The organism is Desulfonatronum thiosulfatophilum (assembly GCF_900104215.1).
GTDB classification, from domain to species: Bacteria; Desulfobacterota; Desulfovibrionia; order Desulfovibrionales; family Desulfonatronaceae; genus Desulfonatronum; species Desulfonatronum thiosulfatophilum.
In genome coordinates this window covers 71,922-97,284 of sequence record NZ_FMXO01000013.1, presented here as the reverse complement: position 1 = coordinate 97,284, position 25,363 = coordinate 71,922, and the positions used below count along the sequence as shown (strand labels likewise).

The 25,363-nt window shown below is 57.0% G+C and carries 27 protein-coding genes; 22 read left to right on the top strand and 5 right to left on the bottom strand.

Annotated features, from left to right (window positions below; translation table 11 throughout):
* The first annotated feature begins 56 nt into the window (after positions 1-56).
* The 8 genes from BLP93_RS11785 (at position 57) to BLP93_RS11750 (ending at position 7,269) form a co-directional block, all read left to right on the top strand.
* Positions 57-545 carry a type II 3-dehydroquinate dehydratase gene (locus BLP93_RS11785; protein ID WP_092121802.1) on the top strand — a complete coding sequence of 163 codons (489 nt, stop codon included), beginning with the start codon at positions 57-59 and terminating at the stop codon, positions 543-545.
* 10 nt (positions 546-555) lie between these two features.
* Complete coding sequence (efp, locus tag BLP93_RS11780) at positions 556-1,113, top strand: elongation factor P (protein ID WP_092121799.1); 558 nt, start codon at positions 556-558, stop codon at positions 1,111-1,113.
* 48 nt (positions 1,114-1,161) lie between these two features.
* The gene (locus BLP93_RS11775) at positions 1,162-3,342 is read left to right on the top strand and encodes a DNA translocase FtsK (protein WP_244148732.1); all 2,181 of its coding nucleotides are present in this window, start codon (positions 1,162-1,164) and stop codon (positions 3,340-3,342) included.
* A 140-nt stretch (positions 3,343-3,482) separates the two neighbouring features.
* Positions 3,483-4,052 (top strand): ATP-dependent protease subunit HslV, encoded by a 570-nt coding sequence (gene hslV, locus BLP93_RS11770; protein WP_092121793.1) that lies wholly within the window; start codon positions 3,483-3,485, stop codon positions 4,050-4,052.
* Positions 4,049-5,419: an ATP-dependent protease ATPase subunit HslU gene (gene hslU / locus BLP93_RS11765; RefSeq protein WP_092121790.1), complete on the top strand. Its 1,371-nt coding sequence runs from the start codon at positions 4,049-4,051 to the stop codon at positions 5,417-5,419. The genes hslV and hslU overlap by 4 nt, the downstream gene beginning before the upstream one ends.
* Before the next feature lie 51 nt (positions 5,420-5,470).
* Entirely contained in the window at positions 5,471-6,349 is an 879-nt protein-coding gene (gene argB / locus BLP93_RS11760) for an acetylglutamate kinase (RefSeq protein ID WP_092121787.1), read from the top strand.
* 15 nt (positions 6,350-6,364) lie between these two features.
* The gene (locus tag BLP93_RS11755) at positions 6,365-6,919 is read left to right on the top strand and encodes an HD domain-containing protein (protein ID WP_092121784.1); all 555 of its coding nucleotides are present in this window, start codon (positions 6,365-6,367) and stop codon (positions 6,917-6,919) included.
* Between the two features lie 5 nt (positions 6,920-6,924).
* Complete coding sequence (locus tag BLP93_RS11750; RefSeq protein ID WP_092121781.1) at positions 6,925-7,269, top strand: hypothetical protein; 345 nt, start codon at positions 6,925-6,927, stop codon at positions 7,267-7,269.
* 249 nt (positions 7,270-7,518) lie between these two features.
* Here BLP93_RS11750 and BLP93_RS11745 read toward each other — a convergent pair whose 3' ends face one another.
* The 4 genes from BLP93_RS11745 to BLP93_RS11730 form a co-directional block, all read right to left on the bottom strand.
* Entirely contained in the window at positions 7,519-9,066 is a 1,548-nt protein-coding gene (locus BLP93_RS11745; RefSeq protein ID WP_092121778.1) for a GTPase family protein, read from the bottom strand.
* Positions 9,063-10,286, bottom strand: coding sequence for a YcjF family protein (locus BLP93_RS11740; RefSeq protein WP_092121775.1), 1,224 nt, complete (start codon positions 10,284-10,286; stop codon positions 9,063-9,065). Before BLP93_RS11740 ends, BLP93_RS11745 begins: the two co-directional genes overlap by 4 nt.
* A 30-nt stretch (positions 10,287-10,316) precedes the next feature.
* A complete protein-coding gene (locus tag BLP93_RS11735) occupies positions 10,317-12,524 on the bottom strand; it encodes a malate synthase G (RefSeq protein ID WP_092121772.1) in 2,208 nt (735 codons plus the stop codon).
* A 328-nt stretch (positions 12,525-12,852) separates the two neighbouring features.
* Entirely contained in the window at positions 12,853-13,413 is a 561-nt protein-coding gene (locus BLP93_RS11730) for a superoxide dismutase family protein (protein WP_092121769.1), read from the bottom strand.
* Positions 13,414-13,684: 271 nt separating this feature from the next.
* Here BLP93_RS11730 and BLP93_RS11725 point away from each other — a divergent pair, with 271 nt between their 5' ends.
* The 4 genes from BLP93_RS11725 (at position 13,685) to rnk (ending at position 15,774) form a co-directional block, all read left to right on the top strand.
* A complete protein-coding gene (locus BLP93_RS11725) occupies positions 13,685-14,110 on the top strand; it encodes a pentapeptide repeat-containing protein (RefSeq protein ID WP_092121766.1) in 426 nt (141 codons plus the stop codon).
* Between the two features lie 102 nt (positions 14,111-14,212).
* Entirely contained in the window at positions 14,213-14,404 is a 192-nt protein-coding gene (locus tag BLP93_RS11720) for a rubredoxin-like domain-containing protein (RefSeq protein WP_092121763.1), read from the top strand.
* A 598-nt stretch (positions 14,405-15,002) separates the two neighbouring features.
* Positions 15,003-15,203 carry a cold-shock protein gene (locus BLP93_RS11715; protein WP_092121760.1) on the top strand — a complete coding sequence of 67 codons (201 nt, stop codon included), beginning with the start codon at positions 15,003-15,005 and terminating at the stop codon, positions 15,201-15,203.
* A 157-nt stretch (positions 15,204-15,360) separates the two neighbouring features.
* Positions 15,361-15,774, top strand: coding sequence for a nucleoside diphosphate kinase regulator (gene rnk, locus BLP93_RS11710; protein ID WP_092121757.1), 414 nt, complete (start codon positions 15,361-15,363; stop codon positions 15,772-15,774).
* Between the two features lie 73 nt (positions 15,775-15,847).
* Here rnk and BLP93_RS11705 read toward each other — a convergent pair whose 3' ends face one another.
* Positions 15,848-17,086 (bottom strand): OmpP1/FadL family transporter, encoded by a 1,239-nt coding sequence (locus tag BLP93_RS11705; RefSeq protein WP_092121754.1) that lies wholly within the window; start codon positions 17,084-17,086, stop codon positions 15,848-15,850.
* 302 nt (positions 17,087-17,388) lie between these two features.
* On the opposite strand from BLP93_RS11705, the gene BLP93_RS11700 reads away from it, so the two are divergent.
* The 10 genes from BLP93_RS11700 to BLP93_RS11655 all read left to right on the top strand — a co-directional run bounded on the left by BLP93_RS11700 (position 17,389) and on the right by BLP93_RS11655 (position 25,202).
* The gene (locus BLP93_RS11700) at positions 17,389-17,865 is read left to right on the top strand and encodes a MarR family winged helix-turn-helix transcriptional regulator (RefSeq protein WP_092121751.1); all 477 of its coding nucleotides are present in this window, start codon (positions 17,389-17,391) and stop codon (positions 17,863-17,865) included.
* A 217-nt stretch (positions 17,866-18,082) separates the two neighbouring features.
* The gene (locus BLP93_RS11695; protein ID WP_092121748.1) at positions 18,083-18,352 is read left to right on the top strand and encodes a hypothetical protein; all 270 of its coding nucleotides are present in this window, start codon (positions 18,083-18,085) and stop codon (positions 18,350-18,352) included.
* Positions 18,353-18,361: 9 nt separating this feature from the next.
* Positions 18,362-18,685 (top strand): divalent-cation tolerance protein CutA, encoded by a 324-nt coding sequence (gene cutA, locus BLP93_RS11690; protein ID WP_092121931.1) that lies wholly within the window; start codon positions 18,362-18,364, stop codon positions 18,683-18,685.
* A gap of 136 nt (positions 18,686-18,821) precedes the next feature.
* Entirely contained in the window at positions 18,822-19,751 is a 930-nt protein-coding gene (locus tag BLP93_RS11685) for a carbohydrate kinase family protein (protein ID WP_092121745.1), read from the top strand.
* A 116-nt stretch (positions 19,752-19,867) separates the two neighbouring features.
* Positions 19,868-20,974, top strand: a complete 1,107-nt coding sequence (locus BLP93_RS11680; protein ID WP_092121742.1) for a phosphotransferase family protein — start codon at positions 19,868-19,870, stop codon at positions 20,972-20,974.
* A 35-nt stretch (positions 20,975-21,009) separates the two neighbouring features.
* Positions 21,010-21,594 carry an adenylyl-sulfate kinase gene (locus tag BLP93_RS11675; protein WP_092121739.1) on the top strand — a complete coding sequence of 195 codons (585 nt, stop codon included), beginning with the start codon at positions 21,010-21,012 and terminating at the stop codon, positions 21,592-21,594.
* A 249-nt stretch (positions 21,595-21,843) separates the two neighbouring features.
* Complete coding sequence (gene miaB, locus BLP93_RS11670) at positions 21,844-23,187, top strand: tRNA (N6-isopentenyl adenosine(37)-C2)-methylthiotransferase MiaB (RefSeq protein ID WP_092121736.1); 1,344 nt, start codon at positions 21,844-21,846, stop codon at positions 23,185-23,187.
* Positions 23,184-23,678: a bifunctional nuclease family protein gene (locus tag BLP93_RS11665; protein ID WP_092121734.1), complete on the top strand. Its 495-nt coding sequence runs from the start codon at positions 23,184-23,186 to the stop codon at positions 23,676-23,678. Before miaB ends, BLP93_RS11665 begins: the two co-directional genes overlap by 4 nt.
* A 4-nt stretch (positions 23,679-23,682) precedes the next feature.
* Positions 23,683-24,360 carry a histidinol phosphate phosphatase domain-containing protein gene (locus BLP93_RS11660; RefSeq protein WP_092121731.1) on the top strand — a complete coding sequence of 226 codons (678 nt, stop codon included), beginning with the start codon at positions 23,683-23,685 and terminating at the stop codon, positions 24,358-24,360.
* 77 nt (positions 24,361-24,437) lie between these two features.
* Positions 24,438-25,202: an SIR2 family NAD-dependent protein deacylase gene (locus BLP93_RS11655; protein ID WP_341844800.1), complete on the top strand. Its 765-nt coding sequence runs from the start codon at positions 24,438-24,440 to the stop codon at positions 25,200-25,202.
* Positions 25,203-25,363 lie beyond the last annotated feature (161 nt).

The following is a 25,363-nucleotide window of genomic DNA, read 5'->3' as shown; positions in this document are numbered from 1 at the left end:
GGCGTCGGAACCTTTGTTCACCCCCGATTTCTCGCTTCTTTTGGAAACGAACTGTCATGACTTGTCGCATTCTCGTTCTGAACGGACCGAATCTCGGCCATCTTGGGCAGCGTCAGCCGCATATCTACGGAACCCAGGGCATGCGGGATCTCCCGGATCTTGTGGAAACACTGATGGGCCAGGCGGTGGATGAAGTTGAGCTGCTTTTCTTCCAGGCCAACGGCGAGGGCCAGATCATCGATCGTCTGGAACAGGCCCACCGAGAGAGCGTTCATGGCGTGGCGCTCAATGCCGGCGCCTACACGCATACCAGCCTGGCGCTGGCCGATTGTCTGGCCTGGATCGATCCACCCTGCGTCGAGGTGCATCTGAGCAATATCCTGGCCAGGAGCGAGTCAATGCGCCATGTCAGCCTGATCGCTCCGCAATGCATCGGCGTGATCTCCGGTTTCGGTCTTTTGAGTTACGCTTTGGCTATCCAAACTCTTTGGCTCCGCTGGACCACGTCCATGGCGGATCAGTCTGAATCTTCAACTCAACTCTAGGGATGACCCCATGCCTTCAACGACTGACTTCAAGCGCGGTTTGAAACTCGAAATTGACGACGTTCCTTACGAAATCGTGGAGTTTCAGCACGTCAAACCCGGCAAGGGCGGCGCCTTTGTCCGCACCAAGCTGCGCAATATCCTGACGGGGCGCGTGCTCGACCAGACCTACCGATCAGGTGAAAAATTCGCCAAACCCGATCTGGAAACTCGGGAAATGCAGTTTTTGTATCATGACGGTACAGGGTATGTGTTCATGGACATGACCACCTACGAGCAGCTCAGCGTGACCGAGGAGCAGGCCGGGGAAAAAGGCCGCTATTTGTTGGACGGCCAACAGGTCAAGGTGCTGCTCTTTCGCGGCCAGGCCATTGACATGGACCTGCCGGCATCCGTTGTCCTCGAAGTCACCGAGACCGATCCCGGCTTGAAGGGCGATACGGTCAGCGGCGCAACCAAGCCGGCGGTGGTGCAAACCGGATTGTCCGTCAACGTCCCGCTGTTCATCAACCAGGGCGACCGGATCAAGGTCGATACCCGTAGCGGAGCCTATATCAGCCGTGAGTAACGGCTCACGCCGTTGTGGCTTGTCCAACGATTCATGAGTCCATCCCAATTGTCCGCCGATTCTACGACAGGAAATGAGACGCGTCTGCTCCGGGAAGTCTGTGCACTGACCCTGCTGTTCATCGCGGCGTTTCTCACTCTAAGCCTGTCCAGCTATCATCCGCAGGATCCGTCCTTTAATCAGCAAGCTACCAGTGTCGCCACCATCCACAACCATGCCGGAATCATCGGGGCCTATGTCTCCGGCCTGATCGTGGATTTGTTCGGACTGGCGGCGTTTGTCTTCCCCGTCATGTTCGTCTGGCTGGCCGTGACCAGTGTCTGGCGTTTCTGGCAGCCGCCATGGTGGCGATGGGTCGGGCTGTTGCTGCTGAGTCTGTCCTTTCTGGCGGCAAGCAGTCACCCCTGGGTCGTCGAGACCGTCTCCATTGCCGGTATCCATGGCGGCGGGTATTTCGGCGATCAACTCCATGCCCTAGGGATTGCCTTGCTCAAGGAGCGGGGAGCGATGCTGCTCTGGCTGTTCCTGGTTTTCCTCGCTTCCCAACTGCTCTTCGGCCTGTACTGGACGCGATGGGGAGATGGGTTGGCCATATGGCTGCATCGCGCTTTTCAGCCACGTCCTGAAAAGGTCAAGCCGCCAAGGAAGAGTAATCAGGATATGCCGACCTCGCTACTGGAAGACTTTCAGCTCTCCGGTGCGAAAAAACAGCCGGCAAAAAAGGCGACGAAAAGCACAATTCTCTCCAAAGCCGGATCGACGGATCAATCGAAACTTGGTCCGGAAGACAAAGGCCTGCCTCGCTTGCCAAGCCTGGATATCCTGGCCGCTCCCGATCGCAAGCAGCCGCGGACTTCTCCGCAGCGGCTCAAGGAAATGGGCAAGGCTTTGGAAAGCTGCCTTGCGGATTTTGGTGTTCAGGGCGAAGTGCAGCATATCCAGCCCGGCCCGGTGATCACGATGTTCGAGTACAAGCCGGCGCCCGGCGTGAAAATCAGCCGGATCACCGGATTGAGCGACGATCTTTCCCTGGGCCTCAAAGCCTCTTCCGTGCGTGTTGTCGCCAATTTGCAGGGCAAGGACGCCGTGGGGGTGGAAATTCCCAACGAATATCGCCAGTCGGTCTGGTTGCGGGAAATTCTGGAGTCCGATGCCTTCCAGAATTCGAAATCCAAGCTGACCATCGCCATCGGCAAGGATATTGAAGGTTTACCCATGGTCGCGGATCTGGCCCGCATGCCGCACTTGCTGGTTGCCGGCGCCACCGGGGCCGGCAAAAGCGTCGGGCTGAACTCCATGATCCTGAGCATCCTGTACAAGGCCAGGCCGGATGAAGTGAAGTTCCTGTTGGTGGATCCCAAACGCATCGAATTGGCCGTGTATGCCAACCTGCCGCACCTGGTGCATCCGGTGGTCACGGAAATGTCCATGGCCAAAAGCGCTCTGGACTGGGCCATGGCCGAAATGGACGCCCGGTACGAAGCCATGGCCTTGCTGGGGGTGCGGCACATCGCTGCCTATCAGCAGAAGGTCGCGGCCATGCCACCGGAGGAAGCGGCCGAGCAGCGGGCCATGCCTTATCTGGTGATCATTATCGACGAGTTGGCCGATCTGATGCTCACCGCGGCCAAGGAAGTCGAGGTCAGCATCGTTCGGCTGGCGCAGCTCGCCAGGGCCTCGGGCATTCACATGATCCTGGCCACCCAGCGGCCCTCGGTGGACGTTGTCACCGGCCTGATTAAGGCCAATTTTCCGTGCCGGATCAGTTTCCAGGTTACTTCGAAACACGACTCCCGAACCATTCTGGATACGGTGGGAGCGGAGCATTTGCTGGGACAGGGAGACATGCTGTTCAAGCCCAGCGCCGGCCGGTTGCAACGCATGCACGGCGCTTTTGTCGGGGACGAGGAGATCGCGGCCGTGGTCCAGGCTTGGCGTGATCAGCAGCCGCCGAGCTTTGAGTTGGATTTCAGCGAGTGGTCCAAGGAAGAGACGGCCAAGAACGGCGTGATGCCGGAAGGTGCGGATGTGGCGGAAGATCCTATCTACACCCAGGCGGTGGAATTCGTTCTGGAGCAGGGACGGGCTTCCATTTCGCTGCTGCAGCGTCGGTTTCGCATCGGCTTCAATCGTTCGGCGCGGTTCATCGAGCAGATGGAAAAGGATGGTCTGCTTGGGGCCCAGGAAGGCAGCAAGCCTCGGGCTGTGATCAAGTCCAAAAAAGGATGAAACTGACCGTTTGCCGCTCGCCGATCATTCGCATCTCGTTGGACAAATCCCGATTTGATTTTACTTGGTGTCATTGGGGCGGGCCCGAACCCGATCGGGCTTGCATTCGATAATGTTGTCAGGACTTCAGGAGTACCGGAATGCATCTACATGGAACGACAATTCTGGCCGTGCGTGATGCGCATGGTGTGGCCATGGCCGGGGACGGTCAGGTCACCATGGGCCAGAGCGTGGCCTTGAAGCACAAGGCGCGCAAGGTTCGCAAAATCTATAAGGATCGGGTGATAGTGGGCTTTGCCGGGGCAACGGCTGATGCCATGACCCTCTTCGAACGATTCGAGGCAAAGCTTGAGCAGTTCAACGGAAATCTGGTTCGGGCGAGCGTTGAAATGGCCAAAGAATGGCGTTTGGATAAGTACCTGCGCCGCCTGGAAGCAATGCTTCTGGTGGCCGACGATACGTCCATTCTTCTGCTCAGCGGTACCGGCGACGTGATCGAGCCGGACGACGGCGTAGCGGCCATTGGTTCCGGCGGCAGCTTTGCTTTGGCCGCTGCCAGGGCTCTGGTCCGGAATTCCTCTCTGGAGGGTGAAGAGATCGTACGCAAAGCCATGGCCATTACCGCGGAGATCTGCGTTTTCACCAATGATCAGCTTACCCTTGAGACCTTGCGCAAAGACGCGTCCAATAAGGAGATCACCACCTCATGAGCCACATGACCCCACGAGAAATTGTTTCCGAGCTGGATCGCTACATCATCGGTCAGAAGGATGCCAAACGCATGGTAGCCATCGCCCTGCGCAACCGCTGGCGCCGACAGCAACTGGCTCCGGAATTGCGGGATGAGATAGCCCCCAAGAACATCATCATGATCGGCCCCACCGGTGTGGGCAAGACCGAGATCGCCCGTCGCCTGGCTAAGCTGGCTCATGCACCGTTCATCAAGGTGGAGGCGACGAAGTACACGGAAGTCGGCTACGTCGGCCGGGATGTGGAGTCCATGATTCGGGATCTGATGGAAATCGGCGTGACCATGTTGCGCAAGGAGGAAACCGAACGGGTCCGGGTCAAGGCCGAGAAGTTGGCCGAAGAGCGACTGCTGGATCTTCTGCTGCCTCCCAAAAAAGCACAGCCGCCGACTTCGCCGACCATTCCGGCCACTACGGGCGCCATGGCTGATAGCGAAGAGGACGCAACCCATGATTCCACCAGGGAAAAGCTGCGCAAGTTGTGGCGGGACGGGAAGCTGGACGAGCGCATGGTGGAACTGGAGGTCAAGGCCTCTTCGCCTCAGGTGGAGATCATGGCCATGCCGGGCCTCGAGGATATGGAAATGCAGTTCCGGGACATGTTCAGCCGGGTTTTTCCCCAGCGCCGCAAGCAGCGCCGGGTCAAGGTCAAGGATGCCTACGAGCTGCTGATCCAGGAAGAAAGCGATCGGCTGATCGACATGGACAAGATCATGGAAGCGGCCCGGGAGCGGGTCGAGCAGGGCGGCATCGTCTTTTTGGACGAGATCGACAAGGTCTGCAGCACTCTGGAAGGTTCCAAGGCCAATGTTTCCCGGGAAGGGGTGCAGCGCGATCTCCTGCCGGTGGTGGAGGGTAGTTCCGTGAACACCAAGTACGGCATGGTGCGCACGGACCATATTCTGTTCATCGCCGCCGGAGCGTTCCACATGTCCAAGCCTTCGGACCTGATTCCGGAACTGCAGGGGCGCTTTCCGCTGCGTGTCGAGCTGGCCGCCCTGACCAAGGAGGATTTCCTGCGTATCCTGACTGAGCCGGAAAACGCCCTGACCAAGCAGTACATGGCCTTGCTCGGCACGGAAGGCGTAACCGTGGAATTCACGGACGACTCCCTGGAAGAAGTCGCGAGTTTTGCCCAGACCATCAACGAGGACACGGAGAACATCGGCGCCCGCCGCCTGTACACGATCCTGGAGAAAATTCTCTCAGATCTTTCCTTCGACGCCTCGGAACGCTCCGGCGAACACGTCCGGGTCGACGGAGCCTACGTGCGCGACAAGCTCCAGGACATCCAGCAGCGCCGGGATCTGTCGCGGTACATTTTGTAATGAATTTTTTCCACATTCAACCAGCAAACGAATTTCACGAGCACATCATATATGGAACACGAAGTCGCCAAAGCCAAGACGCTGCTTGAGGCGTTGCCTTATATTCGAGATTTTTTCGGGCAGACCGTGGTCATTAAATACGGCGGTCATGCCATGAAGGATGAGCACCTCAAGAAGGCGTTCGCCCTGAACATCGTTTTGTTGCGTTATATCGGCGTCAATCCGGTGATCGTGCACGGCGGCGGACCGCAGATCGGCAAGATGCTGGATCAGCTGGGCATTTGCTGTCAGTTTCGGGAAGGGCTGCGGGTCACGGACCAGGCCACCATGGACGTGGTGGAGATGGTGCTCGTGGGCAAGGTGAACAAGGAAATCGTCAACCTGCTCAACCAGCATGGCGGCAAGGCCGTGGGGCTGTCCGGCAAGGACGGGCGGATCATCAATGCCCAGAAGATGGAAATGGTCATCCCGCACAAGGACATGCCTCCCGAAATCATCGACCTGGGCAAGGTCGGCGAGGTCACGGACATCCGCACCGGACTGATCAGGACCCTGGAAAAGGAGGGATTTATTCCGGTTATCGCCCCGGTAGGGGTGGACGACGACGGCGAAACCTACAACATCAACGCCGATGCCGTGGCCGGGGCCGTGGCCGGGGCGCTGGAAGCGAAACGGCTGATCCTGCTGACCGACGTGGCCGGCGTCCTGGATGCGGAAGGCAAGCTGATCTCCTCCATGAACCGGCACAAGGCCGTGGACGCGCTGGAAAAGGGCGTTTTGCGCGGCGGCATGATTCCCAAGGTGAAGTGCTGTCTGGAAGCCGTGGAAGCCGGTGTGGAAAAGGCGCACATCATCGACGGCCGCCTGGAGAACTCCATACTTTTGGAAATGTTCACGAAGGGCGGGATCGGCACGGAAATCGTTTTTTAATCCAAGGAAATAGTAATGCTTACTCGTGAAGAAGCCTGGGAGTTGTTGGCCTCCAAGGGACAGGAACGACACATGTTGCATCACGCTCTGGAAACCGAGGCGGTGATGCGGGGGCTTGCCAGGCGGCTGGAACAGGATGAGGACGTCTGGGGGCTTACCGGGCTGCTCCATGATCTGGACTTCCATGAGACCAAGGACATCCCCGATGAGCACGCCTTGCGTGCAGCAACGTGGCTGGCGGATGCCCTGCCAGGGGAAGCCTTGCAGGCTATACGTGCCCACAACGGGGAACGTAACGGCATCATGCCCGCCGCACAGTTTGATTACGCACTGCGTTGCGCCGAAACGGTCACCGGTCTGGTTTCCGCGGCAGCCCTGGTCCGGCCGACCAAACTGGACGGTCTGGGTGCCAAGAGTCTGAAGAAGAAAATGAAGGACAAGGCCTTTGCCGCGGCCGTGAACCGTGAAATCATCAGGGAATGCGAACGGGTCGGAGTGAGCCTGGACGATTTTCTGAACGATGCCGTGGCCTCCATTGCCGAAATCGCCGATCAGGTCGACCTGAAGTGACGAACATGCCGGAGATGATGGACAACTACACCATGCGCCTGGCGTTTCGCAGCCTGGAAGACGTCTACGTGCGTGGCAGGACCGTGCATTTCGTGGGCAATGACCATCGTTTCTACGGCAACATCGAATGTGAAAGCGCTGCCGATTTGCAGGTCAGCGACGTGACCCCGGAGCCCCAGGGTCTGTTGGGGGCCGGCGACGAGTGGGGATTCTGGATCGAACTGACTTTGGATGAAGAGATGGCCAGATCCGGAAATGAGCGCATCCACTTTCATTTCAAGGACAAGGATCAGGCCATGACGGCTCATGAAGCTTTCCAGGGCGTGGCCGAATCGATCCGACAGATTTAAGCACAGGCGAAGCTTTAGTGAAGTGATGAACTTTGGAACCGCTCGCTTCGCTTAAGGCGCAGAGGACGCCAAGGAAAACATTTTGGAAAGCAGGGAAAGAGCTGCTTTCCAAAAGGATGCCTCCCCCTGCCGGGGTGATGTCAAGTTCGCTGTAAGGCGTAACGCCTGTTGACTTCCGCATCTTTCAAGGGGAAGCCAAAAATCTTCTTGGCGTCCCCTGCGCCTCGAGCGTAGCGGGCGGTTCAATTCCTACCTGATAATCTTGCCGAGAATCCGGCCGGTGGACTTCAGCTGCTCCTTGATGTTGCTCCACATTTCTTCTTTTTTCCGAACTTCCAGACAGCGCAGAAAACGCGCCTTCTCGCTTTCATCCTGGAGTTCCAGGATCACCGCGGCCAGGGTGTCCTCCACGTTATAGAGCCGGTCCGGCGCCAGGCAGACCGGAATGGTCAAATCCAGGGGGACTGCCAGATCATTGGAGATGGCCGTCACGGCCGCGGCGATGTTTTCGGCCTTTTTCCCGTTCGGATGGGTCAGGTCGTAGGGCGGCTGCCATTCCTGGGGAGGGCGGAGCCTGTCGATGTGGCTGACCACGGTCACCAGGGGAGGAATACGCCGGGATACGCGCTGACCGTACCAGGAACGGATCTTGTCCAATCGTTCGCGTTCCAACTGCCGATCAGCCCGATTGGCCGGCGTGACCCACAAGATCAAATCCGTCGCAAGCACGGCCTGTTTCAAGGCTTTTTCATCGAACCTGTCCGTGTCGATCCCCGGAGCGTCGAAGATCAGCGCTTCGTCATGACCTTCGCGCTGCAGGCGGTAGGCTTTGATTGCCTGCGTGGAGTGCGGCAGAACGTCCGCGGCGGCGGTCAGCTTGCCGAACAGGGCGTTGATCAGGCTGGACTTGCCGGCGTTGGCCTTTCCCAGAATCAGGATGCGAAGCGGTTCCGCTGAGTCGGATGGTGCGCCCTGCCCGGCGTCTGCGCGTTCCATGTCCCGCATCGTAGCGGACGTCCGCCGGTCGGTGGGATCTTCCGTATCCAGCAGTAAATGTCCGCTGTACAGTTCAATGGCGTAGTAACCCACCTTGCGCACGTATTCCCGCAGCAGCCAGGCCTTGATGTTGTCCATGCCGTATCCGGCGATGCTGTTGCCCAGGTTGCGGCGCACCTCGTGGAACAATGCGGAATAGGGAGCCATGATGCCGCGCCCGATCCGGTACAGCTTTTCATACTGCATGGCCGTCTCCCGCCACCGATTGGCCCGGACCAGGAGGGCCATGTTCATCTTGTGGCTGAAGGGGATGGTCTGGGCGATTTCCATGCGCAGATCGCGGCTGGCTCGTTCGATGATCAGCAAGGTGTGCGGAACGGTCAGTTCCAAAAGGGGATCCCTGGCTTCGGGATGGAAATGCCGGGATACCTGTTCCAGTGTCCTTTTTCCCAGCAGGGCGAGTTTCTGGACGTCGTTCACGGGCCATTCCCGGGGAGAAGTTTGTTCGGCCAGCCGTTCCACCTCGACCCAGCAGGCTTCCGCGGACGGGGGCCAAAGCTCGTTGGCCTTAGTTGCATGCCGCGTGGGTTGCTTCTGCTCCCGGCGCGAGAGGATCATGTGCAGGCCGTAGCCTAGCATGGCGCACAGCGCCAACGCCAGCAACCAGAACAAGCGATAATCCGCCTGCCAGAGCCAGATGATGCCGAACAGCGGCAGGGCGAGCAGGGGCAATGCAGCGAAAATGATGGAAAGAAGCCGCAGATAACCGAATTCGCGAAACAGGGCGGTCTTATCGATCATTTCTTGTCCTTTTTCAAAAAAGACGTCGCGAGGGCTTTGCCGCTTTTCAAGGAGTCCTTGAAGACGGTGCGCACGGTGTCCGCGTCCACGGGCAGGCCCTTGGATATGCGTTGCAGGTAAGCGCAGCCGGCCTTGCCGAGGGCATAGGTGATCCCGGCGCTGGCCGCCGCGCCGTAGGCGGCGCCGCCTGTCTGTCCGATTACGGGTACGACCTTGACCATTGTCCGCCCGACCATGCGCAACCCATGTCCGGCCAGAAAGCCCGCTCCCAGCAGGCCCATAAATTCCGCTACGCGCCGTTTGTCCCAGTTCACGTTGGCGAGGGTTCCCAGTTTGTGCAGCATTTTCATCTGCAGGGCCGGCACCAGGGCCAGATCCACCACGGGCAGGGCGCCGAACGTCGCCGATGCCATGGCGTAGCCGACAATCTGCTGATGCGCGGCCCGGGCAAAGGCGTCGGCCTGATCCACGTCGCCCCGGAGCCGGTGCTCAAGCTCCATGGTGGAGGCGCGCTCAATGGTCGCCCATAGGGCATTCAGGCCATAATCCGCGGGTGCAATGTCATCTTCGGGCAACGTCAGATCCACCGGAATCCAGAACACGGCCCCGTTGCCCGGCAACCTGCCGAGTTCCCGGCGTTGAAAATGGAGGGCCCGTGCAAGGTCCGTAGGCACAAGACGCTCCCATCCTTCCTTGACGAACGGATAGGGCATGACGTGCTCGAATTCGGGAGGATACAGCTCGTGCAGACAGGTCTGGGCCACAATCACGGGCCATTCCGGATGACGCTTGCGGACCGCCCGCAACACGTCGAAGACGGCATTCTGCAGGCTGTCCGAGACCTTGATGACCGCGATGACCAGGTGAGCCTGCGATTCGGCGAAGGCAATGTCTTCGGAAGGGTCGTAACGCACCTCTCCCAGTCCCTGGGTATCCAGGAACCGCACCACCGGCGCTTCGGCGGGATGGTCGTAGAAGCGAGATGTCCGGGTGCAGCTCTGGAACCCGTTGCCGATCTCGGCATCCGGACTGCCGGTCAGGGAGCGGATGATGGAGGTCTTGCCGGACTGCGTCTTGCCCAGAAGCCAGACCACGGGTGGCGGGTGCGTCTCCCTGGCCTTCTTGAGGGCGTTATCCAGGGCTCCATTGTCCAACGCCCCGTTGTCGATAATGGGGACATGGAGCTTCCGGCGGAGTTTGGAAATCAAATTGGAGATCATGAGCTCATAATTATTTTTCGATCATGATTTTCAGCCGCGTTGAGCGGCTTTCACTTCCCGCCGCCGGGCGTGCAGGATCGGTTCGGTATAGCCGTTGGGCTGTTCGCGGCCCTGAAAAATCAGATCGCAGGCCGCCTGGAAGGCGATGCTTTGATCATGGTCCGGCCCCATGGGCTGGTAAAGGGGATCTCCGGCATTCTGGCCGTCAACCACGTCGGCCATGCGCCGCAGGGTGGCCAGGACCTGTTCCCGGGTGCAGATGCCGTGGCGCAGCCAGTTGGCCATGTGCTGGCTGGAGATGCGCAAGGTGGCCCGGTCTTCCATCAGGCCCACGTTCGTGATGTCCGGCACCTTGGAACAGCCCACGCCCTGGTTCACCCAGCGCACCACGTAGCCCAGGATGGACTGGGCGTTGTTGGCCAGTTCCTCGTCGATTTGGGCAGGCGTGGGAGAGGTTTCACCGAGGAGGGGGAGTCGGAGGAGTTCGTCCAGCCGTGCTCTGGGTTTGTCAATGAGTTCGCGTTGCCGGGCAAAGACGTCCACCTGATGGTAGTGCATGGCGTGCAAGGTGGCGGCAGTGGGGGAGGGGACCCAGGCGCAATTCGCTCCGGCACGCGGATGGGCGATCTTGGTTTCGACCATTTCCCGCATCTTGTCCGGTTTGGCCCACATGCCCTTGCCGATCTGGGCCTTGCCGCTGAGTCCGGCGGCCAGCCCGACATCCACGTTCCAATCCTCGTAGTTGAGCATCCAGGGTTCGATGCGCATGTCGTTCTTGCGCACCATGGGACCTGCCTCCATGCTGGTGTGGATCTCGTCGCCGGTGCGGTCCAGAAAGCCGGTGTTGATGAAGATGACCCGCTCCCGAGCGACCCGGATGCATTCCTTCAGGTTCAGAGTGGTCCGGCGCTCTTCGTCCATGATCCCGATCTTGATGGTGTTCCGGGCAAGACCCAGGGCATCCTCGATCAGGGTGAACAGGTCGCAGGTGAACCGCACCTCCTCGGGGCCGTGCAGCTTGGGCTTGACGATGTAAATGCTGCCGGCGCGACTATTGCGGGCTGTGCTTTTGTCTGCTTTTAGGTCATGCAAAGAAAGAAAGGCGGTGGCCAGGGCGTCCAGAATTCCTTCGGGAATTTCCTTCCCCTGCGCGTCCAGCACGGCGTCCGTGGTCATCAACAGCCCCACGTTGCGGATCAGCATCAGGCTGCGGCCGGACAAATTGAGCCGATCCCCGTTGAATTTTGTATAGTGCCGGTCCGTGTTCATCCGGCGGTCAATGAATTTACCGCCCTTGGAAAAACCGGCCCGCAGATCTCCCTTGAGCAGCCCCAGCAGATTGCGATAGGCCAGGGTCTTGTCCTCGACATCCACCACGGCCACGGAATCTTCCAGGTCCAAAATGGTGGTCAGTGCGGCTTCCATGATCACGTCGCACACGCCGGCTTTGTGTTCGCGTCCGATATGATGACCATGGTCGATGCGAATTTCCAGGTGCAGTCCGAGGTTGCGGAAGAGGAGCGCCTCGGGTTCGCCGTCGGCGTTGAGCGCACCAGCATAGCCGACAAGTTTTTCCGGCTGGGCAAGGCCGGTTTCGGCTCCGTTGTCCAGGACCGCGATCAGGCGGTGCCGTGCATCCTGGTTTGCGAAAACCGAGTAGCGGCGCACGTCCGTATGGCTGCCCTCATTCAGGGGAATGGCCTTGTCCAGGAATGCGGCGGCCTCGGCCATGACCTTGGCGCCGCGAATAGGATTGTATTCGGCGCTCCTGCCCGCTCCATCCGCGTCGTCAATGACGTCTGTTCCGTAGAGCGCATCATAGAGGCTGCCCCAGCGGGCGTTTACGGCATTGACGGCATAGCGGGCGTTGGTGATCGGAACCACAAGCTGCGGGCCGGCAATGACGGCGATTTCCGGATCAACATTGGCCGTGTGAATGGAAAACTCGGTTCCCGGAGGGATGAGATAGTCCAGGGAAATCAGGAATTGCTTGTAGCTGCTCGGGTCGAAGGACAGCCCGGAATTGTTTTGATGCCACTGATCGATGGCTGCCTGCAGGGCATCGCGCTTGGCCAGCAGTTCCGCATTGCGGAGGCCGAGCTCTCGCACCAGTGCTTCCAAGGTGCTCCAGAAATGCTCCGCGTCGAGACCAGAGCCAGGCGCCGCTTCTTTGTCTATAAAGTCGTGAAGGGGCTTTGCAATGCGCAGGTTTCCTACGTGGACGAAGTCCATAATCATTCCTCCTTGGCAACGTGGGTGGATACAAAGCAGGATAGATTGTCGATACGATCAAGTAAAGGTTAGCATTTATTTGTCATCATCGTGAACGCAAGTCGAGCAGAATCGGAATTCTTTGTCGAATTCGAGTGGGACTGGGATGCGATTGCGATTTCGATTTCGATTTGGATGGAGACTGCTCATTTGGGCATGCAGGGGATTCGATAACGGACATCTGGGCGATGATCGTGACGTGACGATTACGCGCTTTGCGGGAAGAACTTTTGCGAGGGAAACCGCTGCCCGTGCGGGCAGCGGTTCGGAGATGACGGTCGAAGAGGCGCTTGGATTATTCTTGCTGGATATCCGATGTGGCGTAGATTGTGCCGCAGGCGATACGCGGACCTGAATCGCCGGTGGGTTGGGTGTGGTGATCATCCGGGTTGGCGTGGATGACGATGGCTGCGCCTGATTCGTCAAGCATGCGTGCGCCCACCGATCCATCCAGGGAAGCGTAATTGGTGAACAGTTCAGCGCGAACGCTGCCGTCTTCATGCACGTAAATATTGGGGAAATCTCCGGCATCCGGGCCATCGGGATGCATCAGCCCGTGCTTCTTGTCCTCGGGATTGAGGTGTTGCCCGGCGGCCTCGAAACCCTCTTCATGATCCGTGCAATCCCCATGCTCATGGATGTGGATCGCATGGAAACCGGCGGATTCCGCCACTCCTTCAAGTTCAAGTCGGATCAGGACTCCATTCGGCCCCTGCTCGAAATGCGCCTTCCCGAGGGACTTTCCATCATTGTCGAACAATTCGGCGAAGGCGGTCGGATTTTCGGCTTTGGCCGCTCCAACGGCCAAAAGCAGGAACAGGATCGTCACCAATGATTTTCCAATGAATTTGCACATGGCATTTCCCTCCGGTTAAGTTTCTGGATACCAATACATAGGAACGGGATTCTTCGATGTCAAAAGATTCGCAGGGCTGATGCGTGGAAAGGGCGGAGAGAGAGCACCTGTTTTTTGGGGGGAAGTTTATGTGACTATATTGCCCTGCTGCAGTTGGAATTGCCATGGACAGATCAAGGGGCGTCATATATGTTCTTAAGTCTGGAGTACTTTTGAGACTCTTCGGGTTTCACTTCGCAAGCAAGGAGCCACCTATACACATGAGAAAAGTATGCCAATGAATATTTACATTGCCGTGTCGATCACCACCGTATTCCTGCTCCTGAGCATGTTGGGAACTCTTGAGGCTTTTGATCAAGCCGACCTGGATCGGTTGCGGGGTAGCAATCAGTGTCCGAAATGCGACTTGACTGGAGCGAACCTGAGCGGAACAAGACTGAACAGGGCCGACCTCAGGGAAGCGAATCTGCGCAACGCCGACCTGAGTTGGGCCAATCTCAACGGTGCTCGGCTGATGGGAACCAACCTGAGCAATGCAGACCTGAGCAATGCCAACTTGAGCTGGTCCGACCTGAGAGGGGCGAACTTGATGGAAGCAACCCTGACCCGAGCCAACCTGACAGGGGCTAAACTCAGCGGGGCCACTTGGATCGATGGACGCGAATGTGCCGAAGGCTCCATGGGGGTATGCGGTTGATCACGTTTCGTCCGCAAGGCAGGTCCACGCCACCCTCGTCTTTCCTGTTATCTCGTTAGAAAAAACAACCGAAAAAAACGTCATGACGCAAGGAGCGATGCAATGGCCTATTTCAAGTGCGACAAGTGTGGAAACACCCTTGAAACAACGGCGCCGCCGGAAACCTGCCCGGCATGCTCGCAAAAGTGTTCATTCGTGGATGTGACCTGCTACACTCCGGAATGCGGCGGCCCGAATTCCCAAAACATCAATCCGACCATGTTCAAAAAAGAGAAGGCGACCGAACAGCAGTGAAGAAGTTTTCAGCAGAGGAAATCTGAGAACGACATTTTTTTTACGGGATAATGAACATTCTTGGGCGAAAATATGCTCCGTTCCCTTTTAAGCTCGGGAATTGGATCGGCATTCAATTGAACGGGTGGGGCATCAGGGGATCGCTTGGTCAGTCGGGATAGCGTCCTGGTCATCTCCCCGCGAACAACGAACAACCCAAGGGCAGGCCCATGTTCATGACGGATCTGGACAGGTTTCCCGACGCGCTCAGACCATCCTGAAGTACCGGCGCTTCCAAAGGCATGTCGTGCGTCTTTCTGTAGGGCTGCACTGGAAGGCTTGAGAGGGAAGGCTGGCTGTGGGTTTTTACTTCTTGACCCTGATACCCTTGGGATGAAAATTTCATGTTGCCTTACGTCGAGCTCTCCTGTATATGGATTCCTCATGTGTGCAGTACCTGTTTGAAGTATAAAAATATTTCGTATTCGCCGCACAATTCCCCGTTGGGTCGTGTGGCTTTTTTATGCTGAACAAGTAACTGCCAACCGGTTTTCCAGACGGTAAATCGGATCGTTTTCACGTGGCTTCATAAGGAAGCCGTATTCTCAAGGAGTAGCAGATGGCGGAAGGTACAGTTAAATGGTTTAATGATTCCAAGGGTTATGGTTTTATCGCGGAGGATGGCGGCAACGACGTGTTCGTTCATCATTCCGCCATTCAGGGACAAGGCTTTAAGTCCCTGGCCGAAGGCGCTCGTGTCACATTCGACGTTGTCGATGGACCGAAAGGCCCGGCTGCCGAGAATGTCGAAAAAATCTAGTTCAAGTTGCTGATTTGCTCGAAAACCCCGCGTCAGCGGGGTTTTTTTTTGCGTAAGGGGGTTTGTTTGGCCTGTGCAGCAACGCGGCAATTGAGAGTTTTCAACGGACTGATAACGTATTGCGTATACGACAACCGTAGCCGAGAGGGAGGACTGAATGAACAAAAAACCGAAGATCATTCTGTCGACCGTGGATGTACAAAGACTGGAGACTCTTTTGGATGCTCTTGCGCCGGACTCGTTTCCAGGCATGGCCGAACTGGAAGAGGAGCTGGAGCGGGCTGAAGTGGTGGAGCCGCACCGAATGCCATCCTCCGTGGTAACCATGAATTCCACGGTGAAGTTCAAGGTGGAACCTTCCGGCGAGGAGTTCAGGATGACCCTGGTTTATCCCGGCAACGAAGATGCGAGCGGACAGAAAATTTCCGTTCTTGCACCTGTCGGCAGCGCACTTCTGGGTCTGTCCCAGGGAGATGAAATACAATGGCCCCGACCCGGGGGCGGGATGATGCGCGTTCGGATTATCGAGGTGATCTATCAGCCGGAGCGTTCCGGTGACTTTCTCGCCTGACATCCGCTGTTTTCAGGAGCGGAGCCTGCCGCTATGTGGTGCGGGTGCGGGCAGGCTCCGGGGATGATCCGGGCTAGAACTTGTAACCCAGACTGATGCTGGTGAGATGGGTGTGCCCGTCCTTGAAGGTGCTGTCCAGGACATGGTCAGCTGGACGTGCAACAATATTCCGATCGGCGAACCAGAGATACGAGTAGGAAATGTCGACGCTGAACCTCTCGCCGGAGAATCCGATGCCGGTGGTGACGATGTGTCGGTCGCTGGTGGGCGTCATATAATCGGCATATTGATCCGTGTCCGGGATCTGGTCGAAAACATAACCAAGGCGGAGATCAATGAGATCGCTCAGGCTGTACTCGGCTCCGACCTGAAACCGCCAGACGTCTTTCCAGTTTTTTGCCATGGATGATACCTTGGTGTTACCGGTCAGGGCGCCGGGAGTAAGCGCTTCGCCGTAGGTAATTTCCAGTTTGTCGTACGTGCTCCACAGCGTGTAGATGGCGTTCGCCTCAAGACTCAGCCTTTCATGCGGTCTGAACATGAGGCCTACTCCGAACGAGTCGGGCAGAGTTATATCGCCTTTGGCCGACGTGTCATTGAAATACCCAAACGCCCTGGCGGTGGGTGTTCGTTGAAATGTCGCGTCCCCCTTGATGCTCTGTTTGATGCGGCTTTTGTAGGTGAGACCCAAGGCCCAGGTATCGCTCGGTTTGTAGTGGAGTGCGACGTTTCCTCCAAATCCGTAGGAATCTCCATTCAGTTCGGCCTCGATGCCGCCCAGTGGCCTGCCTACCATTTTTTTCTGGTAAAAATCAAACCACATGACCTCGGCGCCCACAGCCAGGGAGACCGTATCAGTCAACTTATACGCCAGATTGGGATTGAAAGAGAGGGATTTAACCCGGGTGTAGAGATTATTGTACTCCCCCGGCCAACCTTTCGGATACTCCGTCCCCAGTCCGAATCTCGTGTAAAGGCCCAGCCCGAGCCAAGTCTTGTCGGTCATTTGGCGGGTGAGATAGGCGTGGGGCGGAACCCAATAATTGCTCTCAATCGAGGTGGTATCCCCGGGGGTCCGCACTTTTCCGTTGGGTGCGACCACGGAAAGGCCGATCATGGTCTGGGTGCCTTCCAGTTGGGTCATTCCCGCGGGATTGTAGGCTACAGCCGAAGGATCATCAGCCCGTCCGAGCATGGTCCCGGCCATGGAAGTGCCTCTGGCTCCGAACTCATACAACGCGAATCCTGCTCCATTCGCTGATCCAAGGCTGATGAGTACGAAGAAAATCGTCAATCCTGCAATGCGTGCCATACTTCCTCCAGATACAATAAATCAGTTAACAAGACGAACATGCCTCCGCGACAAGTAGGTGGTTCTGCTTCTGGATCAGACGCAGGGCGTTTTGCTGCTCGCTGTTCCGCCCCAAGTCTTGCAGACTGGTGCATTACCACCACGGAATGATGAATGGCCTGTCCGGGCTGGTACTGGTTTAGCGCAGTCCGCCGCTGTCCGCGATCGATCTTGCAAAGAGAATCCAATCCTGCAATAAATCAGCAGGCCTGCGTATGTTGCCGAGTCTGGAAAAAGTCAACAAATAATTGGAGTGGCAACTAATGACTTCATGGATTGATAAAATGATGCGGATGGAGTTGGAGGACTCGCCGGGTTTCCTGGTAAACAGGGCTGCGCTGCGGATCAAAAAGGAGTTTCATCGGTTGTTGGATGAGCAGGGGTATGAGGTTACCCCCGAGCAATGCGTTGTTCTCTGGCAGCTTTGGAATTTTGAGGGGGGGGTGCAACGTGAACTGGCCTCTACCACCTTCAAGGATATGACCAACATGACCCGCATTCTGGACGGATTGGAGCGGCGTAGGCTGGTGGTCCGCAGACGTGATGAGCATGATCGGCGCTGCAGCAGAATCTATCTGACGGAAGAGGGGCGTGCCCTGCAGGAAGGAATTCTTCGTGTCGCCGGGCAACTGGCGGAACGGGCGTACCAGGGATTGAGCTGGGAGCAGATCGATCAACTCAAGGACATGCTTTCAAAAATCTACGAAAACCTGAATCAAAATGAAAAATTCAAGCGTTAGATGCATGCGAAAGCCATTCACATGAAGCGGAAGAGCAGAGCATCCGTCATGATTGCCCGGCAGGGCTTGGGTTGCTTTCTCAATATATGTAGTGCTTTGGCTTGGATGGTTTGTTTGGATGATACGCGTATTCATTGCATTATTGTTGGAAAGGACATAGCCTGAATTCTCATTTTTTATGATCGTATAGCTTTATGCTCAACCAAGGAGAAGAAATATGAAAAGATCCATCATCATGTTCGGGGTGTTGCTTCTGGGGTGTGTGCTTGTTTTCTCGGCCGTGGTCATTTCCGCTGAAGCACAAAATGGTGACGCGCTGGTACAAGAACGATGTACACAATGCCATAACCTGGATCGGGTCCACCGGCGGGCGGGTCAGGATATGCCATGGTGGGAGCGAACGGTTGATCGTATGATCGGCAAGCGCAGCGGGTTGCTGAACAGTCCGGAGCGTGATGCCGTTTTGGAATACTTGACCAGGATGTAGGTGTTGGTCATGCAACCGATCATGGTCTACATGACGGCCGAAAATTTGGATCAGGCCAAGGTTATTGCCCGGGAATTGATCGAGAATCGATTGGCAGCCTGCGTCAACGTGCTGGAAGGAATGCGCTCCATGTACCATTGGGAAGGCAGCATTGAGGAAAGCCGGGAAGTCGTTGTTCTGGCCAAAACACGAGAGGAATTGCTGCCAGATTTGACCCGACGCGTCCGTGAGGTTCATACTTATGATTGCCCATGCATCGTCTCCTGGCCCTTGACCGGCGGCCATCAGCCCTTTCTGGACTGGATCGGTAAGGAAACCGGAGCAGCCGGGTAAATCGAGAAAATCCAGCAGTCTCAGCAACCAGCCTGTATCTCCAAGCGACAATAAAACGCAGTCCGCAAGAGCCTTTCAGCTTTTGCGGTACTGCGTATCTTTTTTTAACGTTTCAAATCTTTACCATGAGGTAAATATGAACATTCTTGTTTCCGGATCCATCGCCTATGACCGCATCATGCCGTTTCCCGGCCGTTTTGCCGACCACATCATGCCGGACAAGATCCACATTTTGAACGTCTGCTTCCTGGTCAACGGGGTGAATGAAAAATTCGGCGGCACGGCCGGAAACATCGCCTATTCCTTGAGCCTGCTGGGAGAAAAGCCGCAAATCCTGGCCGCGGCCGGGGGCAAGGATTTCGGGAGCTATGAACAGTGGCTGCGGAAACTGGGCTTGGCCCAGGAAACCATCCGGATCATTCCCGATGAACTGACCGCATCGGCCTACATCACCACGGATCAATCCGACAACCAGATCACCGGATTCAATCCGGCGGCCATGAACCACTCCTCAAATTTTGATTTCTCCAATATCTCGCCGGACGACACCCTTTCCGTCGTGGCTCCGGGAAACCTCGACGACATGTACAACTACAGCCGGATGTACCGGGAAAAGGGCGTGCGCTACATCTTTGATCCGGGACAGAACATACCTGCCTTTTCCGGGGAAAAAATGCTCGAAATGCTTACCGGGGCAGACATCCTCATTTCCAATGATTATGAATTGGAAATGATCATGAAAAATACCGGAGCAGACAGGGATGAATTGCTGCGGCGGGCCGGAACCATCATCACCACGCTCGGTGAAAACGGATGTATCGTCCTGCGGCCGGAGGCAGAGAACAGGCTCCCCGCAGCCAAGGTATCCGCGGTCGTTGATCCCACCGGAGCGGGCGATGCCTTCCGGGCCGGACTGGTCAAGGGGTTGGTGAATGGGCGAAGCGTGAATGATGCCGCCAAGATGGGCATGACCAGCGCCGCCTATGCCGTGGAACACCATGGCACCCAGGAGCATTCCTTTTCCCAGGATGCGTTTTGGAGCAGGTACAACGAGAACTACGGATGATGCCGGAAGTGATGTGGTAGCGGGAGTCGCACGTTCGCTTTTCAGGTCAGCCGGCAGCGTCTCTCATTCGGTGGCCTCGTTTTCGGATGTAATGAAACTGTTCAGGAGGTGCCATTATGCCGATGCGTAACCAGAAAAGGCCGGCCTTGCGCATGAACATGTCCAAGCTCGAGGCCTATTTGCGGGATCAGTTCGGTTCCGGCGTCCGTTTGCTGGATGCGCGGGAGATCGGAGCGCAGGGCACCCAGGGCATGAAGGACTTCGGCTACGGCAAACCGGTTTTCATTCGTTTTGAGCAGAACGGGGAAACTAGGGAAGCCGTGCTCTCCACCATGCGCGGCGACAAGTACGGCCATCAGTTTTATTGGGACCGGGCGGCGATCCTCATGTTTCAGTACGAGACCAGCGCCAGGATGGAGAAACATGTTCGCCCCCTGGCTCTGGGCTACGTGAACCAAAGAGACGACATGATTCCCGTGAATGATCCCCGGGAATTTTTCATTCTTAATGAAATGGTCCAGGGGTATGATTACTTTCGGGATCTGGAACGGATCAGGAAAAAGGGACTGGAGCAGCAGGACCTGGACAGAGCGCAATCCTTCGCCCGCTGGCTGGCCAGGGTGCACGCCGAAAAGAAAGACGATCCGGATCTGTATCTGCGGCGCATCCGGAATCTTATCGGCGCCTCGGAGTGCATTTTCGGGCTGGTGGATTCCTACCCTCATCCCTATGAGATGTTTCCGCCGGACCGGTTCCGGAATCTTGAATGTCGGCTCATTGATCGACGCTGGAAGCTCCGGAATTATTCGCATCGCCTGGCCGCGGTGCATGGCGATTTCCATCCATGGAACGTCCTGATCCAGCCGGACGGGGATTTTCGGGTTCTGGACCGCAGTCGCGGCGAATGGGGCGATGCGGCGGATGACATTTCCACCATGAGCTGCAACTACCTGCTCTTCGGCCTCTATGATCAACCCAAGCTTTCCGGACCGTTCGAGAGGCTGTACATGACCTTCTGGGATGAATACCTGGAGCGGACCAATGACCGCGAGATCCTGGAGGTCATTGCTCCCTTTTATGTTTTCCGGTCCCTGGTCATTGCTTCGCCGGAATGGTATCCCAATCATCCGGTGGAAGTCCGGGAAGGATTGTTCCGGTTCATGGAAAATGTCCTCGCGGACGACAGTTTCGCCTACGACCGGATCAATTCCTACATGAGCTGAAGCAACAACGAGTCCTCACAACGAGTCATTTTTTCATGACGCATCCAGAAAAGCAGGGCTGGGCCTTGTGGTTTGTCGGACTGCCCGGTTCCGGTAAAAGCTCCATTGCCAAAGCGGTTCTTGAAGCCTTGCGGGAATGCGGGGCGGTTGTGACGTATCTGGAAATGGATGCCCGCCGCAAGGCATACTTTCCCAATCCGACCTATTCCGCTGAGGAACGGGCACGGGCCTATGAGCTATTTCTCCAGGAAGCCGAACATGTCGTGGCTCAGGGACAGGGCGTGATCATGGACGGCACTGCCTATCAGGCAGCCATGCGTCGGCAAGCCAGAGCCCGGATTCGCAAGTTTGCCGAAGTCTATATCCGCTGTCCGCTGGAAATCGCCATTGCGAGGGAACAAGGTCGCCCCGAGGGACTGGTCATGGCCGGCCTGTATGAAAAGGCCCTGGATCGGCAACGCACGGGAAGGGACCACCCCGGGCTGGGACAGGTGGTCGGAGTGGACGTGCCCTTTGAAGAGGACCCCCAGGCGGAATGCGTGGTGGATTCCGGGGCGGTCACCGTTGCGGAGGCCAGGGACCAGGTGCTGCATTTTTTTGAACAGTGGGCAACGACGTAGCACGACCAGTTCAGTCCATGCCCGGGTCCTTTTCGAAATCGCAATCGCAATCGAAATCGAAATCGCAATCGAAAAGAAAAACAAATAGGTTATCAAATTACTGCGATTTCGATTCCGATGCCGATTTCGATACCGATTTCGATTTCGATACCGATTTCGATTTCGATCCTGACAATAATGCCAAGTTGAACCAGGAATGTCTTTTTAGTGAAACAAAAGATAATTAGAGCAGTTACATATGAGAGAACAATGCGTTTTCATATAACCACGTTCGGCTGTCAGATGAATGTCCATGATTCCCAGTGGCTCGGTCGGACGATGCGGGACAAGGGCTGGGAGGATAGCGACGAGGACCAGGCCGAGGTCTTGATCTTGAATACGTGCAGCGTGCGGGACAAGCCGGAGCAGAAGGTCTACAGCCATCTGGGGCGACTGCGGGATTACTGGAGTCGAAACCCGGAGCTTTTCGTGGCCGTGGGCGGATGCGTGGCCCAGCAGGTGGGGGAGGCTTTTTTCGCCCGCTTTCCCTATGTGCGCCTGGTTTTCGGACCGGACGGCCTGCCCATGGTTCCCGAAGCCTTGGCCCGTCTATCTCGTGAACCCGGCCTGCGCCTGAGCCTGTTGGATTTCACGGAATCGTTTCCCGAGCGCGACACGGCATTGCCGGACCAGGGTGTGCAAAGCCAAGCCTTTGTCAACATCATGCAGGGCTGCGACAATTATTGCGCCTACTGCATTGTTCCGTTGACCAGAGGCCGGCAGCGTTCCAGGAACAGCGAGGCGGTAATCGCCGAATGCCGGAGCCTGTTGTCCCGCGGGGTACGGGACCTCACTCTGCTGGGGCAGAACGTGAACAGTTACGGACTGGACACAAAGGGCAGGGAACCGGTTTTTTCTGATCTGCTGCGAAATATTGCCGAATTGCCCGGCTTGCGGAGACTTCGCTTCACCACATCACATCCCAAGGATCTCTCGTCCGAAACCATTGCCGCTTTCGGCCGCTTCCCGAATCTGTGCCCGCAACTGCACCTGCCCTTGCAGTCCGGCTCCAATGCGGTATTGCGGGCCATGGGCCGAAAATATACACTTGAACATTACCTGGACAAGGTGGAACTCTTACGCCGGGAGCGGCCGGAGATCGCCTTGAGTACCGACCTGATCGTCGGCTTCCCCGGGGAGACGGACCAGGATTTTGAGCAAACCCTGGAAGCCATGCGTCACGTGGGTTTTGAAAGCAGTTATTCCTTTATGTACTCGGACCGACCCGGAACCCGGGCCGCATCCATGGAGAACAAGATCATCCAGGACGTCAAGGCCGCACGGCTCAAGACGCTGCAGGACCTGCAAAATGAGATTTCGCAGGCTGCACTGCAGGAACGGGTCGGGCAGCGGGCCGAAGTGCTGGTCGAGGGGCGGAGCAAGAAGCGCTCTGCGGCGACTCAGTGCTTTCGCGGTCGCGACGAATCCGGTCGAACCGTGAATTTTGCCGCACCTTCCGGTTCGGATCTTGATTTTTCAGGACAAATTGTATCCGTGCGCATCCTGGAAGCCAAAAAGCATTCCCTTTGGGGGTGCATGGAGGAGGTCCCATGATTGAAATGCAAATTTACGGATTGGCATTGGACGAGGACAGTCAGGTGCCTGTTTTGATTCTCAAGGACAAGGCGGAGAAACAGGTTCTGCCTATCTGGATCGGCGCCATGGAAGCCGTGGCCATCTCCATGGTGCTCAACGATGTTCGCTTGCCGCGCCCCATGACCCATGATCTGCTCCTGCAGGCCATTGAGGCTCTGGGCGGAAAAATTCGTTTCGTAGACGTGGTTCGGCTGCATGAGAACACATACTATTCGGAAATTGAGGTGCTGCAGGGGGATTCCCTGAAGCGGATTGATTCCCGTCCTTCGGATGCCATCGCCCTCGGATTGCGGGCCCAGGTGCCGATTCGGGTCAGCGAGGAAGTGCTGGCCCAGATTGTCGAGGTGCGGGAAAACCAGTATCAAGCCGTGCTCAAGACCGAAGACGCCCAGCAATGGAATGAGATTCTGGAAAAGTATTCGGTCGACGACACAAAGTACAAGATGTGATTTAATGATTGATCTGCATACCCATACCATCTTCAGCGACGGGGCCTTCCTGCCCTCGGAATCGGCGCGGCGGGCCAAGGTGGCCGGATACCAGGCCATGGCCTTCACCGACCATGCGGATGCCAGCAACCTGTTTCTGTTGCTGGAGAATCTGAACCGGGTTGCCGGGCAGGGCGCCGCCTATTATGGCCTGGACATTCTGCTGGGGGTGGAGTTGACGCATGTCCCCCCAGGGCTGATCGCCCGGATGACGGAAACAGCCCGAATGAACGGAGCCCAACTCATTGTAGTGCACGGTGAGACCATTGTCGAACCGGTGGAAACCGGGACGAATCTTGCGGCTATCGAGGCCGGGGTGGATATTTTGGCCCACCCCGGCCTGATCAGTGCCGAGGAAACCAGACTGGCAGCGGATAAGGGCGTGCATCTGGAGATCACCACCCGCAAGGGGCACAGCCTGACCAATGGCCATGTCGCGGCCATGGCCCGGGAATTCGGCGCCAGACTGGTCATCAACAACGACGCGCACGGGGCCGGCGACATGGTTTCCCGGGAGCTTCGGCAACGCATTGCGCTCGGAGCGGGGATGACCCAGGACGAGTATCTTCAGGCCGAAGCCAACTCCTGGGCGCTGGTTGATCGCAAAAGGAAATCCGGATATGCATCCAACCCGCAGCCTTGAGTTTCGAGTGATTATTCTTTGCGCTTCCTCGCATTCAACTTCATGATCTGCATTCATTTCTCCCCATGAGCCTTTTGTTGCAACAGGCAGCCGACATCTGGCAAAATTCCCGCCGCGTCATTGCCCTGACCGGGGCCGGAATATCCGTGCCCAGCGGCATCCCGGACTTTCGAAGTCCGGGGGGATTGTGGTCCCAGTTCGATGCCAGCGTGGTCGCGAGCACCTGGGGGCTGGAGCATAATCCCAAGGCAGTCTGGGATTTTCTGCTGTCCGCTTTGGAGATGTTCGAGCAGGCAAAACCCAATCCGGCGCACTTGGCGTTGACCAGGCTTGAACAGGCCGGAGCGCTGAGTTGCGTGATCACCCAGAACATCGACGGATTGCATCAGCAGGCCGGCACGCGCAATGTCATCGAGTTCCACGGCAATTGTCGCGGATTCTACTGCAACGGGTGCCGGCGCGAATATCCGGCCGCCGCGGCCGTTGGACTTCAAAAAGCCGATCTGCCCTGGCTTTGCGACGTCTGTCGCAGAGTCATCCGGCCGACCCTGGTCTTTTTCGGGGAGGCCATTCCCCATGAGGCGTTGAACCGCAGCCGACACTGGAGTGAACAGGCGGACCTGGTCGTGATCATCGGCACGTCCGGTGATGTGGCGCCGGCCAATGTCATTCCCTACCAAGTTAAGGCTCAGGGAGGGCGGGTTTTGGAGATCAACCTGGGGCAGACCGCTTACGGCAACTTGGCTGATGTCCGCCTGGATCTCCCGGCAGAGGAATGCTTGCCGGTCCTGGCGGATCTGCTGACAGAAGGCGAATCTCAGTCCTTGTTCTCCAGCAGGTGAGGCAGCGCAACAACTTGTGTTTCTGTACATGTACTCATATTTTTTAATTTAATTTAGCAGATGCAAGAATCAACGTGTTTTGCTTGATACGGTCATTGTTTGAACGCTTCGTCCATGTCATTTTTATTTTTATCAATCGCCAACGTTTGAACAACAGGGAT

Coding starts and splice junctions, on each gene's coding strand:
- BLP93_RS11675 (WP_092121739.1), top strand. CDS start 21,010: ATGACGCATCCAGAAAAGCAGGGCTGGGCCTTGTGGTTTGTCGGACTG.
- BLP93_RS11715 (WP_092121760.1), top strand. CDS start 15,003: ATGGCGGAAGGTACAGTTAAATGGTTTAATGATTCCAAGGGTTATGGT.
- BLP93_RS11695 (WP_092121748.1), top strand. CDS start 18,083: ATGAAAAGATCCATCATCATGTTCGGGGTGTTGCTTCTGGGGTGTGTG.
- BLP93_RS11745 (WP_092121778.1), bottom strand. CDS start 9,066: ATGATCGATAAGACCGCCCTGTTTCGCGAATTCGGTTATCTGCGGCTT.
- BLP93_RS11755 (WP_092121784.1), top strand. CDS start 6,365: ATGCTTACTCGTGAAGAAGCCTGGGAGTTGTTGGCCTCCAAGGGACAG.
- BLP93_RS11705 (WP_092121754.1), bottom strand. CDS start 17,086: ATGGCACGCATTGCAGGATTGACGATTTTCTTCGTACTCATCAGCCTT.
- BLP93_RS11680 (WP_092121742.1), top strand. CDS start 19,868: ATGCCGATGCGTAACCAGAAAAGGCCGGCCTTGCGCATGAACATGTCC.
- efp (WP_092121799.1), top strand. CDS start 556: ATGCCTTCAACGACTGACTTCAAGCGCGGTTTGAAACTCGAAATTGAC.
- BLP93_RS11735 (WP_092121772.1), bottom strand. CDS start 12,524: ATGATTATGGACTTCGTCCACGTAGGAAACCTGCGCATTGCAAAGCCC.
- BLP93_RS11785 (WP_092121802.1), top strand. CDS start 57: ATGACTTGTCGCATTCTCGTTCTGAACGGACCGAATCTCGGCCATCTT.
- hslV (WP_092121793.1), top strand. CDS start 3,483: ATGCATCTACATGGAACGACAATTCTGGCCGTGCGTGATGCGCATGGT.
- BLP93_RS11665 (WP_092121734.1), top strand. CDS start 23,184: ATGATTGAAATGCAAATTTACGGATTGGCATTGGACGAGGACAGTCAG.
- BLP93_RS11660 (WP_092121731.1), top strand. CDS start 23,683: ATGATTGATCTGCATACCCATACCATCTTCAGCGACGGGGCCTTCCTG.
- BLP93_RS11740 (WP_092121775.1), bottom strand. CDS start 10,286: ATGATCTCCAATTTGATTTCCAAACTCCGCCGGAAGCTCCATGTCCCC.
- BLP93_RS11700 (WP_092121751.1), top strand. CDS start 17,389: ATGACTTCATGGATTGATAAAATGATGCGGATGGAGTTGGAGGACTCG.
- BLP93_RS11720 (WP_092121763.1), top strand. CDS start 14,213: ATGGCCTATTTCAAGTGCGACAAGTGTGGAAACACCCTTGAAACAACG.
- miaB (WP_092121736.1), top strand. CDS start 21,844: ATGCGTTTTCATATAACCACGTTCGGCTGTCAGATGAATGTCCATGAT.
- cutA (WP_092121931.1), top strand. CDS start 18,362: ATGCAACCGATCATGGTCTACATGACGGCCGAAAATTTGGATCAGGCC.
- rnk (WP_092121757.1), top strand. CDS start 15,361: ATGAACAAAAAACCGAAGATCATTCTGTCGACCGTGGATGTACAAAGA.
- hslU (WP_092121790.1), top strand. CDS start 4,049: ATGAGCCACATGACCCCACGAGAAATTGTTTCCGAGCTGGATCGCTAC.
- BLP93_RS11725 (WP_092121766.1), top strand. CDS start 13,685: ATGCCAATGAATATTTACATTGCCGTGTCGATCACCACCGTATTCCTG.
- BLP93_RS11730 (WP_092121769.1), bottom strand. CDS start 13,413: ATGTGCAAATTCATTGGAAAATCATTGGTGACGATCCTGTTCCTGCTT.
- argB (WP_092121787.1), top strand. CDS start 5,471: ATGGAACACGAAGTCGCCAAAGCCAAGACGCTGCTTGAGGCGTTGCCT.
- BLP93_RS11750 (WP_092121781.1), top strand. CDS start 6,925: ATGCCGGAGATGATGGACAACTACACCATGCGCCTGGCGTTTCGCAGC.
- BLP93_RS11685 (WP_092121745.1), top strand. CDS start 18,822: ATGAACATTCTTGTTTCCGGATCCATCGCCTATGACCGCATCATGCCG.